Below are 16100 nucleotides of genomic sequence, written 5' to 3' on the forward strand. Positions count from 1 at the left end.
CCGACGGTGAGGACGGGCTGCCCATCGAATTGATCCCCGGGGCGGGGAGCCCGGTCGTCAGGCCAGGCTGTCGCGCCATGCCCGGTGCAGATCGGCGAAACGGCCCGTGCCGGCGATGAGGTCGGCCGGGGTGCCGTCCTCGACGATGCGGCCGTGCTCCATGACCAGGACCCGGTCCGCGATCTCCACCGTCGACAGCCGGTGCGCGATCACCACGGCCGTACGGCCGCGCAGCACGGTCAGCATGGCGCGCTGCACGGCCCGTTCGCCCGGGATGTCGAGGGAGCTGGTCGCCTCGTCGAGGATGAGCACGGCCGGGTCGGCGAGCAGGGCGCGGGCGAAGGCGACCAGTTGGCGCTGCCCCGCGGAGATGCGTCCGCCGCGCTTGCGCACGTCGGTGTCGTAGCCATCGGGCAGCGAGCTGATGAACTCGTGCGCGCCGATCGCCTTCGCGGCCCGCTCGATCTCCTCCCGGGTCGCGTCCGGCCGTCCGATGGCGATGTTCTCGGCGACCGTGCCGGAGAACAGGAACGCCTCCTGCGTCACCATCACCACCCCGCGCCGCAGTTCGGGCACAGCCAGGTCGCGCAGGTCCACGCCGTCCAGCAGCACCCGGCCGTCGGAGGGGTCGTAGAAGCGGGCGAGCAGCTTGGCCAGCGTCGACTTGCCGGCGCCCGTCGAGCCGACGACGGCGACCGTCTGCCCGGCGGGGAGGGTCAGGTCGAAGCGGGGCAGGACCTCGCCGCCCGTGCGGTAGCCGAAGCGGACACCGTCGAAGACGACCTCGCGGCCCGGGTGTTCGCTCTTGAGGGGCGGCAGTTCCCGGGGCTCGGAAGGGGCGGGGACGGACGGGGTCTGGGCGAGCAGCCCGGCGATCTTCTCCAGGGAGGCGGCCGCCGACTGGTAGGAGTTCAGGAACATGCCGAGCCGGTCGATCGGGTCGTACAGGCGGCGCAGATAGAGCACCGCCGCGGCCAGCACGCCCAGTTCGAGCGAGCCGCCCGCGACCCGGTAGGCGCCCCACAGCACGATCACCGCGACCGCCGTGTTGGCGACCAGGCGCGAGCCGACGACATAGCGGGCCATCTCCAGCAGCGCGTCGCCGTTGACCCGCTCGTGCCGCCGGTTGAGCACCCGGAACTCGGCGTCGTTGGCGGCCTCGCGGCGGAACGCGCGCACCGGGCGGATGCCGTTCATCGTCTCGACGAACTTCACGATGACGGCCGCGATGGCGGTGGAGCGCACCCGGTACACCCGCACCGCGCGGCGCCGGTAGACCCGTACCAGCAGATACAGCGGCACGAAGGACGCCACCGCGACCGCGCCGAGGCCGAGGTCCAGCCAGAGCAGCATCGCCGAGATGTAGACGAAGGACAGGACGACCGTCACCAGCTCCTGCAGGCCCTCGTTCAGCAGCTCCCGCAGCGACTCGACGTCCGTGGTGGAGCGGGAGATCAGGCGGCCGCTCGTGTAGCGCTCGTGGAAGTCGATGCTGAGCGCCTGGGCGTGGCGGAAGATCCGGCCGCGCAGGTCGAGCAGCACGTCCTGGTTGACGCGGGTCGAGGCGATGACGAACGCGTACTGCAGCCCGCCGGAGACCAGCGCGCACAGCAGGTACCCGGCGCCGACCGCGATCAGCGGACCGTGGTCGTCACGCCGGAACGCCGGTACGGCGCTGTCGATCGCGTACGCCACCAGCAGCGGGCCCGCCTGCACCGCCGCCTGCTGGAGCAGCAGCAGGAAGCTGGTGAAGGCGACCCGGGCCTTCATGGGCGCGAGCAGGGAACGCAGCAGCGCGCGGGTGGCGCCCGGGGGAGTGGGCAGGACGTCCCGGTCGAAGGGGTCGCCGGCGTCCTTGGGCCGGGGCAGGTCCGGTTCGTCGTCGGCCGTCGGGACGGATGTCGTCGGGGCCGTCATCGCTCGTCCTCCGCTTCCTCGGTGCCGGACATCAGATGGGCGTACTCGGCGTTGGTGCGCAGCAGTTCGTGATGGGTGCCGACGGCGGTGATCCGGCCGCCGGAGAGCAGGGCGACCCGGTCGGCGAGCAGGACGGTGGAGGGGCGGTGGGCCACGATCAGGGCGGTGGTGTCGGCGAGGACGTCCCGCAGGGCGGCCTCCACGGCGGCCTCCGTGTGCACGTCCAGCGCGGACAGCGGGTCGTCCAGGACCAGGAACCGGGGTCTGCCGACGACCGCCCGCGCGAGCGCCAGCCGCTGCCGCTGTCCGCCGGAGAGACTGAGGCCCTGCTCGCCGACCTGGGTGTCGGTGCCCTGGGGGAGGGCGTGCGCGAAGTCGGCCTGCGCCACCGCGAGGGCGCGGTTCAGCTCGGCGGCGCCCGCGCTGTCGCCCGCACCCATGAGGACGTTCTCCCCGACGCTCGCCGAGAAGAGCGTGGGCTCCTCGAAGGCCATGGCGACCTGGGCGCGCAGCTCCTCGCGGGACATGGCCGCGATGTCCGCTCCGTCCAGGGTGATGCGGCCCGACGTCACCTCGTACAGCCGGGGGACGAGCGCGGTGAGGGTCGTCTTGCCGCTCCCGGTGGCGCCGACGAGGGCCATCGACTCGCCGGGCCGGATGTGCAGGTCGACGTGGTCGAGGACGGGCGGGGAGTCGGGCGGCGCGTCGGGGTAGCGGAAGCGGACGCCGTGGAAGCGCAGTCCGCGTTCCCCGGCGCGCTCCGCGTCGGCGCCGACGGCAGGGTCCTCCGGCGCCTCGTCCATCACCTCGAAGTACCGCTCGGTCGCCGTCGCCGCCTCCTGGCTCATCGCCAGCAGGAAGCCGATCGACTCCACCGGCCAGCGCAGCGCAAGGGCCGTCGACAGGAACGCGACCAGCGTCCCCGCGGTCAGCGAGCCGTCGGCGACCTGCACCGAACCCACCACCAGCGCCGCGCCGATGGCGGCCTCGGGCAGGGTGACGATGACCGCCCAGATCGTCGCCAGCAGCCCCGCCTTGCGCAGCTCCGTCCCCCGCAGGGTCCGCGCCAGCTCCCGGAAGGCCCGCGCCTGGCTGCGGTGCCTGCCGAACCCCTTGATGATCCGGATGCCGAGCACGCTCTCCTCGACGACCGTCGTCAGATCGCCGACCTGGTCCTGCGCGAGGCGCGCCACATGGGCGTACCGCTTCTCGAAGATCACGCACATGACCATCACGGGCACGGCCGGACCGAGGATCACCAGCCCCAGCGTCCAGTCCTGGAGCACCATGATGACCACGCCGATCAGGATGGTCACGAAGTTGACCAGCAGGAACGTCAGCGGGAAGGCCAGGAACATGCGCAGCAGCATCAGGTCCGTGGTGCCCCGCGACAGCAACTGGCCCGAGGCCCAGCGGTCGTGGAAGGCGACCGGCAGGCGCTGCAGATGCCGGTACAGATCCGCCCGCATGCCCGCCTCGACGCTCGACAGCGGGCGCGCCACCAGCCAGCGCCGCAGCCCGAACAGCACCGCCTCCCCGACGCCGAGCAGCAGCAGGTACAGCGCGCCCAGCCACACGCCGGCCGGGTCCCGGTCGGCCACCGGACCGTCCACCATCCACTTCAGGACCAGCGGGATGACCAGGCCCACGCAGGAGGCGAGGACTGCCACGGCGGCGGCGGTCAGCAGCCGCGCCCGCACGGGCCGCACATAGGGCCACAGACGCAGCAGGGTTCGTACGGCCGATCGGTCCTTGGTGGTTGCACGTGTCGTGGGCATCAAAGGTGAGCCTACGGACCGGCACTGACATCGCCCACCGAGTTTTGGCCGGACCGGGGTCGGCCGCTGGTCCTACGACCTGCGCGTTCGAGGAGTCGTACACCGGCATCAACCGATCGGCTGATGCCCCTTCGAGCGCGACGGCCGATGTGGCGGCGGGCCGCCCACCGCGAACCTGATGCCATGTCCGTCATCGAAGTCAGCGAACTGCGCAAGTCCTACGGCGGCCGGCCCGTCGTCGACGGCGTCTCCTTCGCCGTCGAGGAGGGCGAGATCTTCGGGATCCTCGGCCCGAACGGCGCCGGCAAGACCACCACCGTCGAGTGCGTCGAGGGACTGCGCGTCCCCGACGGCGGCCGCGTCCGCGTCACCGGCCTCGACCCCGTCGCCGACCACGCGCGCGTGGCCCGCGTGCTCGGCGCCCAACTGCAGCAGAGTGAGCTGCAGCCCAAGCTCACCGTCCGCGAGGCGCTGGAGCTGTACGCCTCCTTCTATCCGCACCCGCTCGACTGGGCGCCGCTCGCCGAGCGCCTGGGCCTCACCGCGAAGCTCAGCACCCGGTTCGCCAAGCTGTCGGGCGGTCAGAAACAACGCCTGTTCATCGCCCTGGCGTTGATCGGCAACCCGCGCGTCGTCGTCCTCGACGAGCTCACCACCGGCCTGGACCCGCGGGCCCGCCGGGACACCTGGCAGCTCATCGAGGACGTCCGGGCGAGCGGGGTGACGGTCCTGCTGGTCACCCACTTCATGGAGGAGGCGCAGCGGCTGTGCGACCGGATCGCCGTCATCGACAGGGGACGGGTGGCCGCCCTGGACACCCCGGCCGGTCTGATCCACCGCTCGGCGGGCGCCACCGTCATCAGCTTCACCCCGTCCGCCCCCCTGGACGACGGAGACCTCCAGGCCCTCCCCGCGCTCGCGTCCGTCGAGCACAAGGACGGCCGGATCACGCTGGCCGGCACCGACGAGACCGTCAACGCCGTCATCACCCTCCTCGCCCGCCACCGCGTCACCGCCCACCAGATCCGCGTCGTGGACGCCACGCTCGACGACGCCTTCCTCGACCTGACGAAGGCCGACACGGCCGACACGGCCGACACGAAGGAGACAGCGTCATGAGCACCGCCGTACTGCGCACCGAGGTCCGGCTCTTCCGCCGCGAACCCGGGGCCGTTTTCTGGATCCTGCTCTTCCCGACCCTGCTGCTGGTGATCCTCGGCTCCATCCCCGGGTTCCGGGAGCACCACAGCGACCTCGGCGGACTGCGCACCATCGACGTCTACGTCCCGGTGGCCGTCCTGCTCGGTCTGATCGTCGGCGGCCTGCAGTCCATGCCGCAGACCCTCACCGGCTACCGGGAGCGCGGCATCCTGCGCCGGATGGCCACCACACCGGTCCGCCCGTCCGCCCTGCTGTCCGCGCAGATGGTGGTGTACGGCGGCGCCGCCCTCGCGTCGGCGCTGCTCGCCCTCGCGGTCGGCCGGCTCGGCTTCGACGTACGACTGCCCGAGCAGCCCCTCGGATACGGCCTCGCGCTCGTCCTCGCCGTACTGGCCGCCCTCGCCCTCGGATCGGTGGTGTCCGCGCTGTCCCGCACGACGAAGATCGCCGGCGCGATCGGATCGGCCGTGTTCTTCCCCGCGATGTTCTGCGCCGGAGTCTGGCTGCCGGTGCAGTCCATGCCGCATCTGATGGGCAGGATCGTCGGGTACACCCCCTTCGGGGCGGCGGCGCAGGCGCTGAACCAGGCGGCCGCCGGGCACTGGCCGGGGTGGGGTCACCTGGGAGTACTGGCGGTGTGGATCCTGCTGCTGACCGGCGCCGCCGGCCGCTGGTTCCGCTGGGAGTAGGGACGGGGCCGTGGAGACTGGGGAGATGACCGCGAGGGACAGCCAGATCGAGCGGCGCTGGGATCAGCTGCACACGTGGGGGCCCTACGCCCTGCTCGCCACCGGTCTCGGCCCCGCGATCGCCATGGCCGATCCGCGGGCCCACCCGGTCAGGTGGTACACCGGCTGGGCCCTGGTCGGCTGCGCGGTCGTACTCCAGCTGCTGTGGCACGGACACCGGCTGCGCCGGCCCGACCGGGCCCGCACCCCCTCCCGGCTCGGCACGGCGTACTACGTCGTCCGGTGGGCCCTCGCCTTCGCCCTCACCTGGCTCAACCCGTTCTTCGCCTTCTACGCCGCCAGCGGCTACATGGACGCCGACGAGACCATCCCGGGCAGCAGATGGCAGCGGCTCGGTCTGTTCGCGAGCGCGATCACGGTGGCCGCGGCGCAGACCGGCGGGATGCCGTTCACCAGCGGGCTCCAGTGGCTGGTGTTCGCCGCGCTCCTGGTCTTCAACTCCGGCCTGCAGATGGTCGTCGCCCACCTCACCACACAGGAGACCCAGCGCTCCCACGAGCGCAAGGAGACGATCGCGGAACTCGAGCGCACCAACGCCGCCTTGCAGCAGGCCCTCGACGAGAACGCCGCCCTGCACGCCCAACTCCTCGTCCAGGCACGGGAAGCGGGGGTCGCCGACGAACGCCGGCGTCTCGCGGCGGAGATCCACGACACCATCGCCCAGGGCCTGACCGGCATCATCGCCCAGCTCCAGGTCGTCGCGAACACCCCGGAACGGGAGCCGGCCCGCCGGCACCTGGACCGCGCCATGGAACTGGCCCGGCACAGCCTCGGCGAGGCCCGCCGCTCCGTGCACAATCTCGCCCCGGTCGCCCTGGAGAACGACGGCCTCCCCGAAGCGCTCAAGAAGACCGTCGCCGAATGGGGCGAACGGACCGGGGTGCGCGCCGAGTTCACCCTCACCGGCACCGCCGAACAGCTCCACGAGGAGGTCTCCGCCACCCTCCTGCGGATCGTCCAGGAGGCCCTGTCCAACGCCGCCCGGCACGCCCGTGCCACCCGGGTCGGAGTCACCCTCTCCTTCCTCGGAGCGGAGGTCATCCTCGACATCCGCGACGACGGCACCGGCTTCGAACCGCTCACCGTCCCCGCCCGCACCAGCACCGGCGGCTTCGGCCTCGACGGCATGCGCGCCCGCGCCGAACGCATCGCCGGCACCCTCACCGTGGAGTCCGAGCCGGGGCACGGCACCGCGCTGTCGGCTCGCGTACCGTTGGTCCGCCATGACCAGTGACCCCGTGACCCTGCTGATCGTCGACGACCACCCGGTCGTCCGCGACGGCCTGCGCGGCATGTTCGAGTCCGCGCCCGGCTTCACCGTCCTCGGCGAGGCCTCGGGCGGCGTCGAGGCCGTGGACCGCGCGGCCGAACTAGACCCGGACGTCGTCCTGATGGACCTGCGCATGCCGGGCGGCGGAGGAGTGGACGCCATCCGCGAGCTGACCCGCCGCGGCTCCCGCGCCAAGGTCCTGGTCCTGACGACCTACGACACCGACTCCGACACCCTGCCCGCGATCGAGGCCGGCGCCACCGGCTACCTCCTCAAGGACGCCCCCCGCGACGAGCTGTTCAGCGCCGTCCGGGCGGCGGCGGACGGCCGTACCGTCCTGTCCCCGGCGGTCGCCTCCCGCCTGGTCTCGGCCGTGCGCGCCCCCGGCAACGAACCCCTCTCCACCCGGGAGCGCGAGGTCCTCGCCCTCGTCGCCAGGGGCACCTCCAACCGGGAGATCGCCCGCGAACTGTTCATCAGCGAGGCGACCGTGAAGACTCATCTCACCCACTTGTACGCCAAGTTGGGCGTCAGCGACCGCGCGGCGGCGGTGGCCACCGCGTACCAGAGAGGCATCCTCGGCTAGTCCGGATAGGGCAGCAGAGTGCTTGCGATCCCCTCCCAGGCGTCCTTCAGTCCCGCGAGCAACTCCGGCCTGTCCGGCGCCAGATCGGCCTGCTCGCGCAGGTCGGCGCCGAGGTCGTAGAGGTGGTCGTCGCCGTCGGAGTCCTGGTAGTACTTCCACCTCCCGCGCCGTAGGGCCCGGTTGTCCCGCACCCGCCAGAACAGGTCGCGTTCCGGGAGCCGTTCGCCGCGCAGCAGATAGCCGGCGAGGCTCGTGCCGTCGAGGGGATACGCCGGGTCGGGACGGGCGCCCGCCACCTCCAGGAAGGTCGCCGTCCAGTCGGGGGAGAAGTTCGGTTCGTGGCTGACCTGGTTGCCGCCGATCCGGTGCGGCCAGCGCACGATGGTCGGAACGCGGATCCCGCCCTCCTGCAGCACGAACTTCTCGCCGCTGAGCGGCCACAGGTACGACCAGCGCTCACCGCCGTTGTCGCTGGCGAAGTACACCAGCGTGTGCTCCTCCTGCCCGGAGCGGCGCAGCGCGGCGAGCACCTCGCCGACGGCCGCGTCCAGGCTCTCCACCATCTCCGTGTACTTGGCGACGGAACCGCCGTCCCAGTGGTTGAGGGCGTCGCTGATCTCCCGCTGCGTCTTCGCCGCCCGGATCTTCGCGGCGATCTCGGCGCCGGTCTCCGCGTCCCCCTCGGCCAGCCACGGCCAGTGCGGGGTGGTGAAGTTGAGGTTGAGCAGCCAGGGCCGGTCGTGCTCGCGGCGCACGTACTCCACGGCCCGCTCGGTCAGGACGTTCGTGTAGTACCGCAGGTCCTTGTACTCGGCGTCGCCCTCGTAGAGGTCGTAGTCACCGAGCTGCCCGAGTTTGGAGAAGTACTCCAGGACGCCCCCGTGGTTGCCGAAGAACTCGTCCCATCCGGACTTGGTGGGGCTGTAGTCGGGCAGCCAGCCGCAGTGCCACTTGCCGATGAGCGCGGTGGCGTAACCGGCCTTCCTCAGCAGGGAGGCGAGGGTCGGGTGACTCGGGTCGAGCCCCTGCGAACGGTTGTTGACCGGCTCCGCCAGCCCGCCCTGCGTACGCCCCGGATAGCGCCCCGTGTACAGACTGAACCGGGTCGGCGAGCAGGTCGCGGAGCCCGAGTACGCGTCGGTGAACCGCACGCCCTGGCGGGCCAGCCGGTCCAGGTGCGGGGTTTTGATGTGCGGGGCGCCGTAGGAGGAGAGGTCGGCCCAGCCGAGGTCGTCACCGAGGATGACGAGGAGGTTGGGGCGCGGTCCTGACGTGCCGGGGCGTGCCCTGAACGGCTGTTCGGCGGGGGCGGCTTGGGCCGCTTCGGCCGCGGTGCTCGCGCCGGCGACGGCGGTCACGGCACCACCGCCGACCAGCCCGGCGAAGGAACGGCGGGAGATCTCAGGCATGGCCCCAGTCGATCAGCGGCCGATGAGCCGTGGCCAGGGGTGCGGACGGGATTTCACGGCCCTGAAACGTTGCCTCAGCCGACCACCCGCAGCAGCAGCACCGCTCGCGCCGGCACCGTGACCGTCGTCCCCGCGCGGTGTTCCACTCCCGGCTCCTCCGCCTGTGTCTCCCGCGACGTGTCGACGACCACCTCGTACCGCTCCGCCCACGGCGGCCCCGGCAGGTGGAAGCTCACGGGCCGGTCACCGGCGTGCAGGATGGCGAGGAAGCTGTCGTCGATGATGGGGTCGCCGTGCTCGTCGCGGCCGGGGATGTCCCGGCCGGAGAGGTACATGCCGAGCGTGCCGGCGGGCGCGTACCAGTCGCGTTCCGTCATCTCCGTGCCGCGGGAGGTGAACCAGGCGAGGTCGCGCAGTCCGTCCGCCGAGTGGGCGCGGCCCGAGAAGAAGGCGCGGCGGCGCAGCACCGGATGCCGGTGGCGCAGGGCGATCAGCCGGGACGTGAGGTCGAACAGCGCCCGCCAGCCGGGCTGCTCCAGCAACTCCCAGTCCAGCCAGCTGATTTCGTTGTCCTGGCAGTACGCGTTGTTGTTGCCCCGCTGGGTACGGCCGAGTTCGTCGCCGGCGACCAGCATCGGCACGCCCGTCGACAGCAGCAGGGTGGTCAGCAGATTGCGCAGCTGACGGCGCCGGAGCCCCCGGACCCGCTCGTCGTCCGTCTCGCCCTCGGCCCCGCAGTTCCACGCCCGGTTGTCGTCGGTGCCGTCCCGGTTGCCCTCGCCGTTGGCCTCGTTGTGCTTGCGTTCGTACGACACCAGGTCGCGCAGGGTGAAACCGTCGTGCGCGGTGACGAAGTTGACCGACGCGTAGGGGCGGCGGCCGCCCCAGGCGTAGAGGTCGCTGGAGCCGGACAGGCGGTAGCCCAGGTCCCGTACGTCCGGCAGCGCGCCCCGCCAGAAGTCCCGTACGGCGTTGCGGTACCGGTCGTTCCACTCCGTCCACAGCGGCGGAAAGGCGCCGACCTGGTAGCCGCCCGAGCCCACGTCCCACGGCTCGGCGATCAGCTTCACCCGCCGGAGCACCGGGTCCTGCGCGATCACCGCGAGGAACGGCGACAGCATGTCGACGTCGTGCATGGAGCGGGCCAGCGCGGCCGCCAGGTCGAAGCGGAAGCCGTCGACGCCCATCTCGGTGACCCAGTAGCGCAGGGAGTCGGTGATCAGGCGCAGGACGTGCGGCTGGACCACGTGCAGGGTGTTGCCGCAGCCCGTGTAGTCGGCGTAGCGCCGGGCGTCCGACTGGAGCCGGTAGTAGCCGCGGTTGTCGATGCCCTTCAGGGAGAGCGTCGGACCCAGCTCGCCCGCCTCCGCCGTGTGGTTGTAGACGACGTCCAGGATCACCTCGATGCCGGCCGCGTGCAGCGCGCGCACCATCCGCTTGAACTCGCCGACCTGCCCGCCCGTCGTGCCGGAGGCGGCGTACGCGGCGTGCGGGGCGAAGTAGCCGATGGAGTTGTAGCCCCAGTAGTTCTTCAGCCCCCGGCGCAGCAGATGGTCCTCGTGGGCGAACTGGTGGACGGGGAGCAGCTCGACCGCGGTGACGCCCAGCTTCACCAGGTGCTCGATCGCCGCCGGGTGCGCGAGGCCGGCGTACGTGCCGCGCAGCTCCTGCGGGATGCCGGGGTGCAGCTTGGTGAAGCCCCGTACGTGCAGTTCGTAGATGACGGAGTCCGCCCAGGGGGTCTTGGGGCGGCGGTCGTCCGACCAGTCGTCGTCGTCGTGGACGACGACGCCCTTGGGGACGTACGGCGCCGAGTCCCGGTCGTCGCGGACGGTGTCGGCGACATGCTGCTGCGGCCAGTCACGCACATGCCCGTACACCTCGGGCGGCAGGCCGAAGTCGCCGTCCACCGCGCGCGCGTACGGGTCGAGCAGCAGCTTCGCCGGGTTCCAGCGGCCGCCCGTCCACGGGTCCCAGCGGCCGTGCACCCGGTAACCGTACCGCTGCCCCGGCATGACCCCCGGCACGAAGCCGTGCCAGATCTCGTGCGTGAGCTCGGTCAGCCGGGCCCGGGTCTCCTTGCCGCCCTCGTCGAACAGGCACAGCTCCACCGCCTCCGCCCCGCCCGCCCACAGCGCGAAGTTGGTTCCCGCCACCCCGTCCGGACCGGCCCGGAACCTGGCCCCCAGCGGCGTCGGCGCACCCGGCCGCACCGGCACCGCGGGCACCCTGCGCGGTGCCCCGTTCACGGCGGCGGCCGGAGCGGCGCGCTCCTCCGTCACCGCCTCCTGCTCGGCTGCGCTGGACACCAGACCGCCTCCCACGGCTCCCGGAACGACCTGGCAGGAGCGTACGGCGTCCCGGCCGCGGCTCCCCTTCGCGTCGCCCTCCCCACAGTTCTGCCCAGACCTTGCCTCGCACTCACGTTTCCCCGGGGCGGGCCTGATCGTTGGGGAGTCCGTGAGGCATGCACACAGGCGCGCGCGGCGCGCGGGGGCCGTCCTGGCCGCCGTACTGACATGGGCAGGACTGCTGGCCGGCTGCACTTCGCACGGCGGCGGCGGTATCGACGAGGTGCTCGGCAAACCCCCGGCCCCCGAGGATGTCATCCGCGTCACCCCCGACGACGGCAGCAAGGACGTCCGCCCCGACCGGCGGCTGGTGGTCCGGGTGCCCAGCGGGCGGCTTGAGTCGGTGAAGGTCGTCAGGTCCCAGGACGCGCAGGACACCGACGTCCCCGGCCGGGTCTCCGACGACGGACTGCGCTGGGAGCCGACCGATCCGCGTCTGGCGCTGGCCGCCAAGTACACCGTCGACGCGGTCGCCCTGGACGGCCACGGACGCAGGTCCGCGCGCCACACGACCTTCACCACCTACGTCCCCGACGAGCGGTTCGTCGGATACGTCACCCCCGAGAACCGCGCGGTCGTCGGCACCGGGATGATCGTCTCCCTGGGGTTCAACCGGGAGATCGACAACCGCGCGGCCGTCGAGCGGGCGATCCGGGTCACCGCCCGCCCGGCCGTCGAGATCCGCCCGCACTGGTTCGGCAAGGACCGCCTCGACTTCCGCCCGGAGCACTACTGGAAGCCCGGCACCCGGGTCACCGTCGATCTGCGGCTGCGGGACGTCGAGGGGGCGCGGGGCGTCTACGGCATCCAGTACAAGACGTTCTCCTTCACCGTCGGCCGCAGCCAGGTCTCCCTGGTCGACGCGGCCCGGCACACCATGGAGGTGCGGCGGGACGGCGCGCTGCTGGCGACCGTGCCCATCACGGCCGGCTCGCCCAAGCACACCACCTACAACGGGAAGATGGTGGTGATGGAGATGCTCGAGGTCACCCGCATGAACAGCCGCACGGTCGGCTTCGGCGGCGAGTACGACATCCCCGACGTCCCGCACGCCATGCGCCTGACCGACTCCGGCACCTTCGTGCACGGCAACTACTGGGCGCCGGACGCCCCCGGGCACGTCAACGTCAGCCACGGCTGCGTGGGGCTCAGGGACGTCAAGGGCGGCGGCTCCGACACCCCCGCCGGCTGGTTCTTCGACCGCAGTCTCGTCGGGGACGTCGTCGAGGTCGTCCACAGCAATGACAAAAAGGTCGCTCCCGACAACGGACTCGGCGGGTGGAACATGGGGTGGAAGGAGTGGAAAGCGGGCAGTTGATGTTGCGACAGAACGGTGACCTTCGGCTGACACGAATCTCAAAACCCTGCGGTTAATATGCGCCAATGCGCTCGCCTGGCGCACAGGGGTGGGGCCTGACCAGGCCCGGGAGGGGAGAACCAGTTGAACGTGCGACCGATATCGGGGGCGTCGGTGGGCGCACGCGGGCGGGGGAGCAAGAAGGTCTCGGCGCTGATACTCGGCGCCCTGCTGCTCACCGTCACCGCGTGCGGCGGGGGCGGTTCGGGCTCCGGGGCCGGAGCGGGTTCCGGTGACGGCAAGGGCAAGAACGCGGACAGCGGGCAGAGCAAGCAGTCCGAGGCCGTCGTCGCCATCGCCCCCAAGGACGGCGCGACCTCCGTCGACACCAGCGGCGCCCTCAAGGTCACGGCGAGCAAGGGGAAGTTGACGCAGGTCGAGGTCAAGGACGCCAAGGGCGAGGCGATATCCGGGTCCATCACCGACGGGGGCGCCTCCTGGACGCCGGCCACGCATCTGGCCGCCTCCACCAAGTACACCGTGCACGCGGTCGCCAAGGACTCCGAGGGCCGGCAGGCGGCCGAGGACTCCAGCTTCACCACGCTGACCCCGAAGAACACCTTCATCGGCAGCTTCACCCCCGAGGACGGCTCCACGGTCGGCGTCGGGATGCCGTTCTCGATCCGCTTCACCCGGGGCATCACGCACCCCGAGGACGTCGAGAAGGCCATCAGCATCAAGACGGAGCCGGCCGTCGACGTCGAGGGCCACTGGTTCGGCAACGACCGCCTCGACTTCCGGCCCGAGCAGTACTGGAAGTCCGGCACGAAGGTCACCGTCAGCCTGAACCTCGACGGCGTGGAAGGCCGTCCGGGGGTCTACGGCAAGCAGTCCAAGACCGTGAAGTTCACCATCGGCCGCAGCCAGGTCTCGATCGTGGACGCCAAGAAGCACACCATGAAGGTGATGCGCGACGGCAAGGTCTTCAAGACCCTGCCCGTCACCACCGGCAAGCCCGGCTACGACACCTGGAACGGCCAGATGGTCATCAGCGAGAAGCTCCGGGTGACCCGTATGAACGGCGACACGGTCGGCTACGGCGGCGAGTACGACATCAAGGACGTCCCGGACGCCATGCGCCTGACCGACTCCGGTACCTTCGCCCACGGCAACTACTGGGGCGGCGACGCCTTCGGCAACTACAACGCCAGCCACGGCTGCATCGGCCTGCGGGACGAGCGCGGCGGCTACGACCGCGGCGTGCCGGGCGCCTGGTTCTTCGACCACTCCATCATCGGCGACGTGGTCACCGTGAAGAACTCCGACGACAAGACGGTCGACCCGGCCAACGGCCTCAACGGCTGGAACATGTCCTGGGCCGACTGGAAGAAGTAGACGCCCACCCGACTACGGCCCCGGTGTGAGCTACGGCACCGGGGCCGTTGTCGTCAGCGCACGTGCTGTGTCTGCCTGGGGGACAACCCCCAGACCCCCGGCCGAATGTGAGCGACGGCACCCGGGTCCCTGCCGTTAGTCCCCGTGCTGTGCCTGCCTGGGGGACAACCCCCAGACCCCCGGCCGAATGTGAGCGACGGCACCCGGGCCCCTGCCGTTAGTCCCCGTGCTGTGTCTGCCTGGGGGACGACCCCCAGACCCCCGGCCGAATGTGAGCGACGGCACCCGGGCCCCTGCCGTTAGTCCCCGTGCTGTGCCTGCCTGGGGGACAACCCCCAGACCCCCGGCCGAATGTGAGCGACGGCACCCGGACCCCTGCCGTTAGTCCCCGTTAACCTGCCCTCATGACCGTGAATCTCGAAGTCGCCGAAGGCGTCGGCACCGTTCGGCTCGACCGGCCGCCCATGAACGCCCTGGACGTCGCCACGCAGGACCGGCTGAAGGAGCTCGCCGAGGAGGCGACCCGGCGTGAGGACGTCCGGGCCGTGATCGTCTACGGCGGGGAGAAGGTGTTCGCGGCGGGCGCGGACATCAAGGAGATGCAGACCATGGACCACACGGCCATGGTCCTGCGCGCCCGCGCCCTGCAGGACTCGTTCACGGCGGTCGCCCGCATCCCCAAGCCGGTGGTCGCGGCGATCACGGGCTACGCCCTCGGCGGCGGCTGCGAGCTCGCCCTGTGCGCCGACTACCGGATCGCCGCGGACAACGCCAAACTCGGCCAGCCGGAGATCCTGCTCGGCCTGATCCCCGGCGCGGGCGGCACCCAGCGGCTGTCCCGGCTGATCGGCCCGTCCAAGGCCAAGGACCTGATCTTCACCGGTCGGATGGTCAAGGCGGACGAGGCGCTGACCCTGGGCCTGGTGGACCGGGTCGTCCCGGCCGACGAGGTGTACTCCGCCGCGCACGAGTGGGCGGCGAGGCTGGCGCAGGGCCCGGCGCTCGCGCTGCGGGCCGCGAAGGAGGCGGTCGACACCGGTCTGGAGACGGACATCGAGACCGGGCTCGCGGTCGAACGGAACTGGTTCGCGGGCCTGTTCGCCACCGAGGACCGGGAGCGGGGCATGCGCAGCTTCGTGGAGGAGGGTCCCGGCAAGGCGAAGTTCCTCTGAACCCCTTGCAATTGACACGGTGTCTGATCCGGGGTCCCTCGATGGGGCGGTTTATGGGAGCCTTAAGGCAACCTTAAGTCTGCCTTGCCGAGGGGGCCCGTCGATTGCCTTCAGCTGAGCCTCCGCCGCAGGTCGGACGGGCTGCGGAGGCTACCGAACTGCCTTTGGCATATGCCGATCGGCGGGTTCGGAATGATGGGTTCCGGGGGGTGTATTCCTTCGGAACGGCCCCGGAGCGCGCCGCGGACGGCCATGATGGGGGCATGGCGGGGCTGGAGGGCATCGAACAGCCGCGGGGACAGAGCCGTGCGACCGCGGCGCGCTGGTCGCCTGCGGTGGAGGACGAACGAGCGCTCAAGGCGCTGGAGTTGTTCGGCAACCCGACCGAGGCCGAGGTCCCCCTGCCGTCCCGCCCCGAGTCCGCGGCGACCGCCCGCCGGCTCGCCCAGGTCGTGGTGCTCCGGCACTGGGGGCTCACCCCGAAGATGACCGAGGACGCGGTCCTGCTGGTCTCGGAGCTCGTCGGCAACGCCGTCCGGCACACCGGCGCCCGGGTGTTCGGCCTGCGCATGCGGCGCCGGCGCGGCTGGATCCGCATCGAGGTCCGCGACCCCTCCCGGGGGCTGCCCTGTCTGATGCCGGTTCAGGACATGGACATCAGCGGCCGGGGCCTGTTCCTGGTCGACAAGCTCGCCGACCGCTGGGGCGTCGACCTGCTCCCGCGCGGCAAGACGACCTGGTTCGAAATGCGCGTCGCCGACCGCTAGAGCCGGATTGTGCTCGCCGCGACCCGAACATTGTCCGCAATCGCGGCAATCAGCCGTTTTCTTACCTGGCGCCCCTTAAATGGTGCGGGTGACCCCGACCGACCGCCGCACGGCCCTGCGCACGGGTGCCGGCCTCCTCGCCGCAGGCGCCCTCACCGCTGGATGTGCCACGCACGGCGCCGTCGCACATCCCGCGTCCTCCGCGTCGCCCACGACGTCCCCCGCCCCCTCGGCCCGGGCCCCGGAGG

The 16100-nt window shown here is 71.6% G+C and carries 12 protein-coding genes; 8 read left to right on the forward strand and 4 right to left on the reverse strand.

Annotation, left to right across the window (positions count from 1 at the left end; genetic code table 11):
• Positions 1 to 57: 57 nt before the first annotated feature.
• Together GRC12_RS16140 and GRC12_RS16145 are read right to left on the reverse strand one after the other, a co-directional pair.
• Entirely contained in the window at positions 58 to 1917 is a 1860-nt protein-coding gene (locus GRC12_RS16140) for an ABC transporter ATP-binding protein (RefSeq protein ID WP_208779933.1), read from the reverse strand.
• A complete protein-coding gene (locus tag GRC12_RS16145; protein WP_208779934.1) occupies positions 1914 to 3695 on the reverse strand; it encodes an ABC transporter ATP-binding protein in 1782 nt (593 codons plus the stop codon). The genes GRC12_RS16140 and GRC12_RS16145 overlap by 4 nt, the downstream gene beginning before the upstream one ends.
• Before the next feature lie 183 nt (positions 3696 to 3878).
• Here GRC12_RS16145 and GRC12_RS16150 point away from each other — a divergent pair, with 183 nt between their 5' ends.
• The 4 genes from GRC12_RS16150 to GRC12_RS16165 are packed head-to-tail and all read left to right on the forward strand — an operon-like array spanning position 3879 to position 7461.
• On the forward strand, positions 3879 to 4814 hold the full coding sequence (locus tag GRC12_RS16150; RefSeq protein WP_208779935.1) for an ABC transporter ATP-binding protein: 936 nt from the start codon (positions 3879 to 3881) through the stop codon (positions 4812 to 4814).
• Complete coding sequence (locus GRC12_RS16155; RefSeq protein ID WP_208779936.1) at positions 4811 to 5545, forward strand: ABC transporter permease; 735 nt, start codon at positions 4811 to 4813, stop codon at positions 5543 to 5545. The genes GRC12_RS16150 and GRC12_RS16155 overlap by 4 nt, the downstream gene beginning before the upstream one ends.
• A gap of 25 nt (positions 5546 to 5570) precedes the next feature.
• Positions 5571 to 6839 carry a sensor histidine kinase gene (locus GRC12_RS16160; RefSeq protein WP_208779937.1) on the forward strand — a complete coding sequence of 423 codons (1269 nt, stop codon included), beginning with the start codon at positions 5571 to 5573 and terminating at the stop codon, positions 6837 to 6839.
• On the forward strand, positions 6829 to 7461 hold the full coding sequence (locus GRC12_RS16165; RefSeq protein ID WP_208779938.1) for a response regulator: 633 nt from the start codon (positions 6829 to 6831) through the stop codon (positions 7459 to 7461). The genes GRC12_RS16160 and GRC12_RS16165 overlap by 11 nt, the downstream gene beginning before the upstream one ends.
• Here GRC12_RS16165 and GRC12_RS16170 read toward each other — a convergent pair.
• On the reverse strand, positions 7458 to 8870 hold the full coding sequence (locus GRC12_RS16170) for a sulfatase family protein (RefSeq protein ID WP_208779939.1): 1413 nt from the start codon (positions 8868 to 8870) through the stop codon (positions 7458 to 7460). The two genes, GRC12_RS16165 and GRC12_RS16170, sit on opposite strands and share 4 nt — an antisense overlap.
• Before the next feature lie 74 nt (positions 8871 to 8944).
• Positions 8945 to 11179 (reverse strand): glycogen debranching protein GlgX, encoded by a 2235-nt coding sequence (gene glgX / locus GRC12_RS16175; RefSeq protein WP_208779940.1) that lies wholly within the window; start codon positions 11177 to 11179, stop codon positions 8945 to 8947.
• Positions 11180 to 11330: 151 nt separating this feature from the next.
• On the opposite strand from glgX, the gene GRC12_RS16180 reads away from it, so the two are divergent.
• From GRC12_RS16180 to GRC12_RS16195, 4 genes are all read left to right on the forward strand, one after another.
• Positions 11331 to 12539: a L,D-transpeptidase gene (locus tag GRC12_RS16180; RefSeq protein WP_208779941.1), complete on the forward strand. Its 1209-nt coding sequence runs from the start codon at positions 11331 to 11333 to the stop codon at positions 12537 to 12539.
• Positions 12540 to 12662: 123 nt separating this feature from the next.
• The gene (locus GRC12_RS16185; protein WP_208779942.1) at positions 12663 to 13913 is read left to right on the forward strand and encodes a L,D-transpeptidase; all 1251 of its coding nucleotides are present in this window, start codon (positions 12663 to 12665) and stop codon (positions 13911 to 13913) included.
• A gap of 404 nt (positions 13914 to 14317) precedes the next feature.
• Positions 14318 to 15085, forward strand: coding sequence for an enoyl-CoA hydratase/isomerase family protein (locus GRC12_RS16190; protein ID WP_208779943.1), 768 nt, complete (start codon positions 14318 to 14320; stop codon positions 15083 to 15085).
• A gap of 158 nt (positions 15086 to 15243) precedes the next feature.
• Complete coding sequence (locus GRC12_RS16195) at positions 15244 to 15852, forward strand: ATP-binding protein (RefSeq protein ID WP_208779944.1); 609 nt, start codon at positions 15244 to 15246, stop codon at positions 15850 to 15852.
• Positions 15853 to 16100 lie beyond the last annotated feature (248 nt).

This window comes from Streptomyces griseorubiginosus, assembly GCF_017614965.1.
GTDB classification, from domain to species: Bacteria; Actinomycetota; Actinomycetes; order Streptomycetales; family Streptomycetaceae; genus Streptomyces; species Streptomyces griseorubiginosus_B.

Coding starts and splice junctions, on each gene's coding strand:
- GRC12_RS16190 (WP_208779943.1), top strand. CDS start 14,318: ATGACCGTGAATCTCGAAGTCGCCGAAGGCGTCGGCACCGTTCGGCTC.
- GRC12_RS16160 (WP_208779937.1), top strand. CDS start 5,571: ATGACCGCGAGGGACAGCCAGATCGAGCGGCGCTGGGATCAGCTGCAC.
- GRC12_RS16165 (WP_208779938.1), top strand. CDS start 6,829: ATGACCAGTGACCCCGTGACCCTGCTGATCGTCGACGACCACCCGGTC.
- GRC12_RS16155 (WP_208779936.1), top strand. CDS start 4,811: ATGAGCACCGCCGTACTGCGCACCGAGGTCCGGCTCTTCCGCCGCGAA.
- GRC12_RS16140 (WP_208779933.1), bottom strand. CDS start 1,917: ATGACGGCCCCGACGACATCCGTCCCGACGGCCGACGACGAACCGGAC.
- GRC12_RS16145 (WP_208779934.1), bottom strand. CDS start 3,695: ATGCCCACGACACGTGCAACCACCAAGGACCGATCGGCCGTACGAACC.
- GRC12_RS16150 (WP_208779935.1), top strand. CDS start 3,879: ATGTCCGTCATCGAAGTCAGCGAACTGCGCAAGTCCTACGGCGGCCGG.
- GRC12_RS16170 (WP_208779939.1), bottom strand. CDS start 8,870: ATGCCTGAGATCTCCCGCCGTTCCTTCGCCGGGCTGGTCGGCGGTGGT.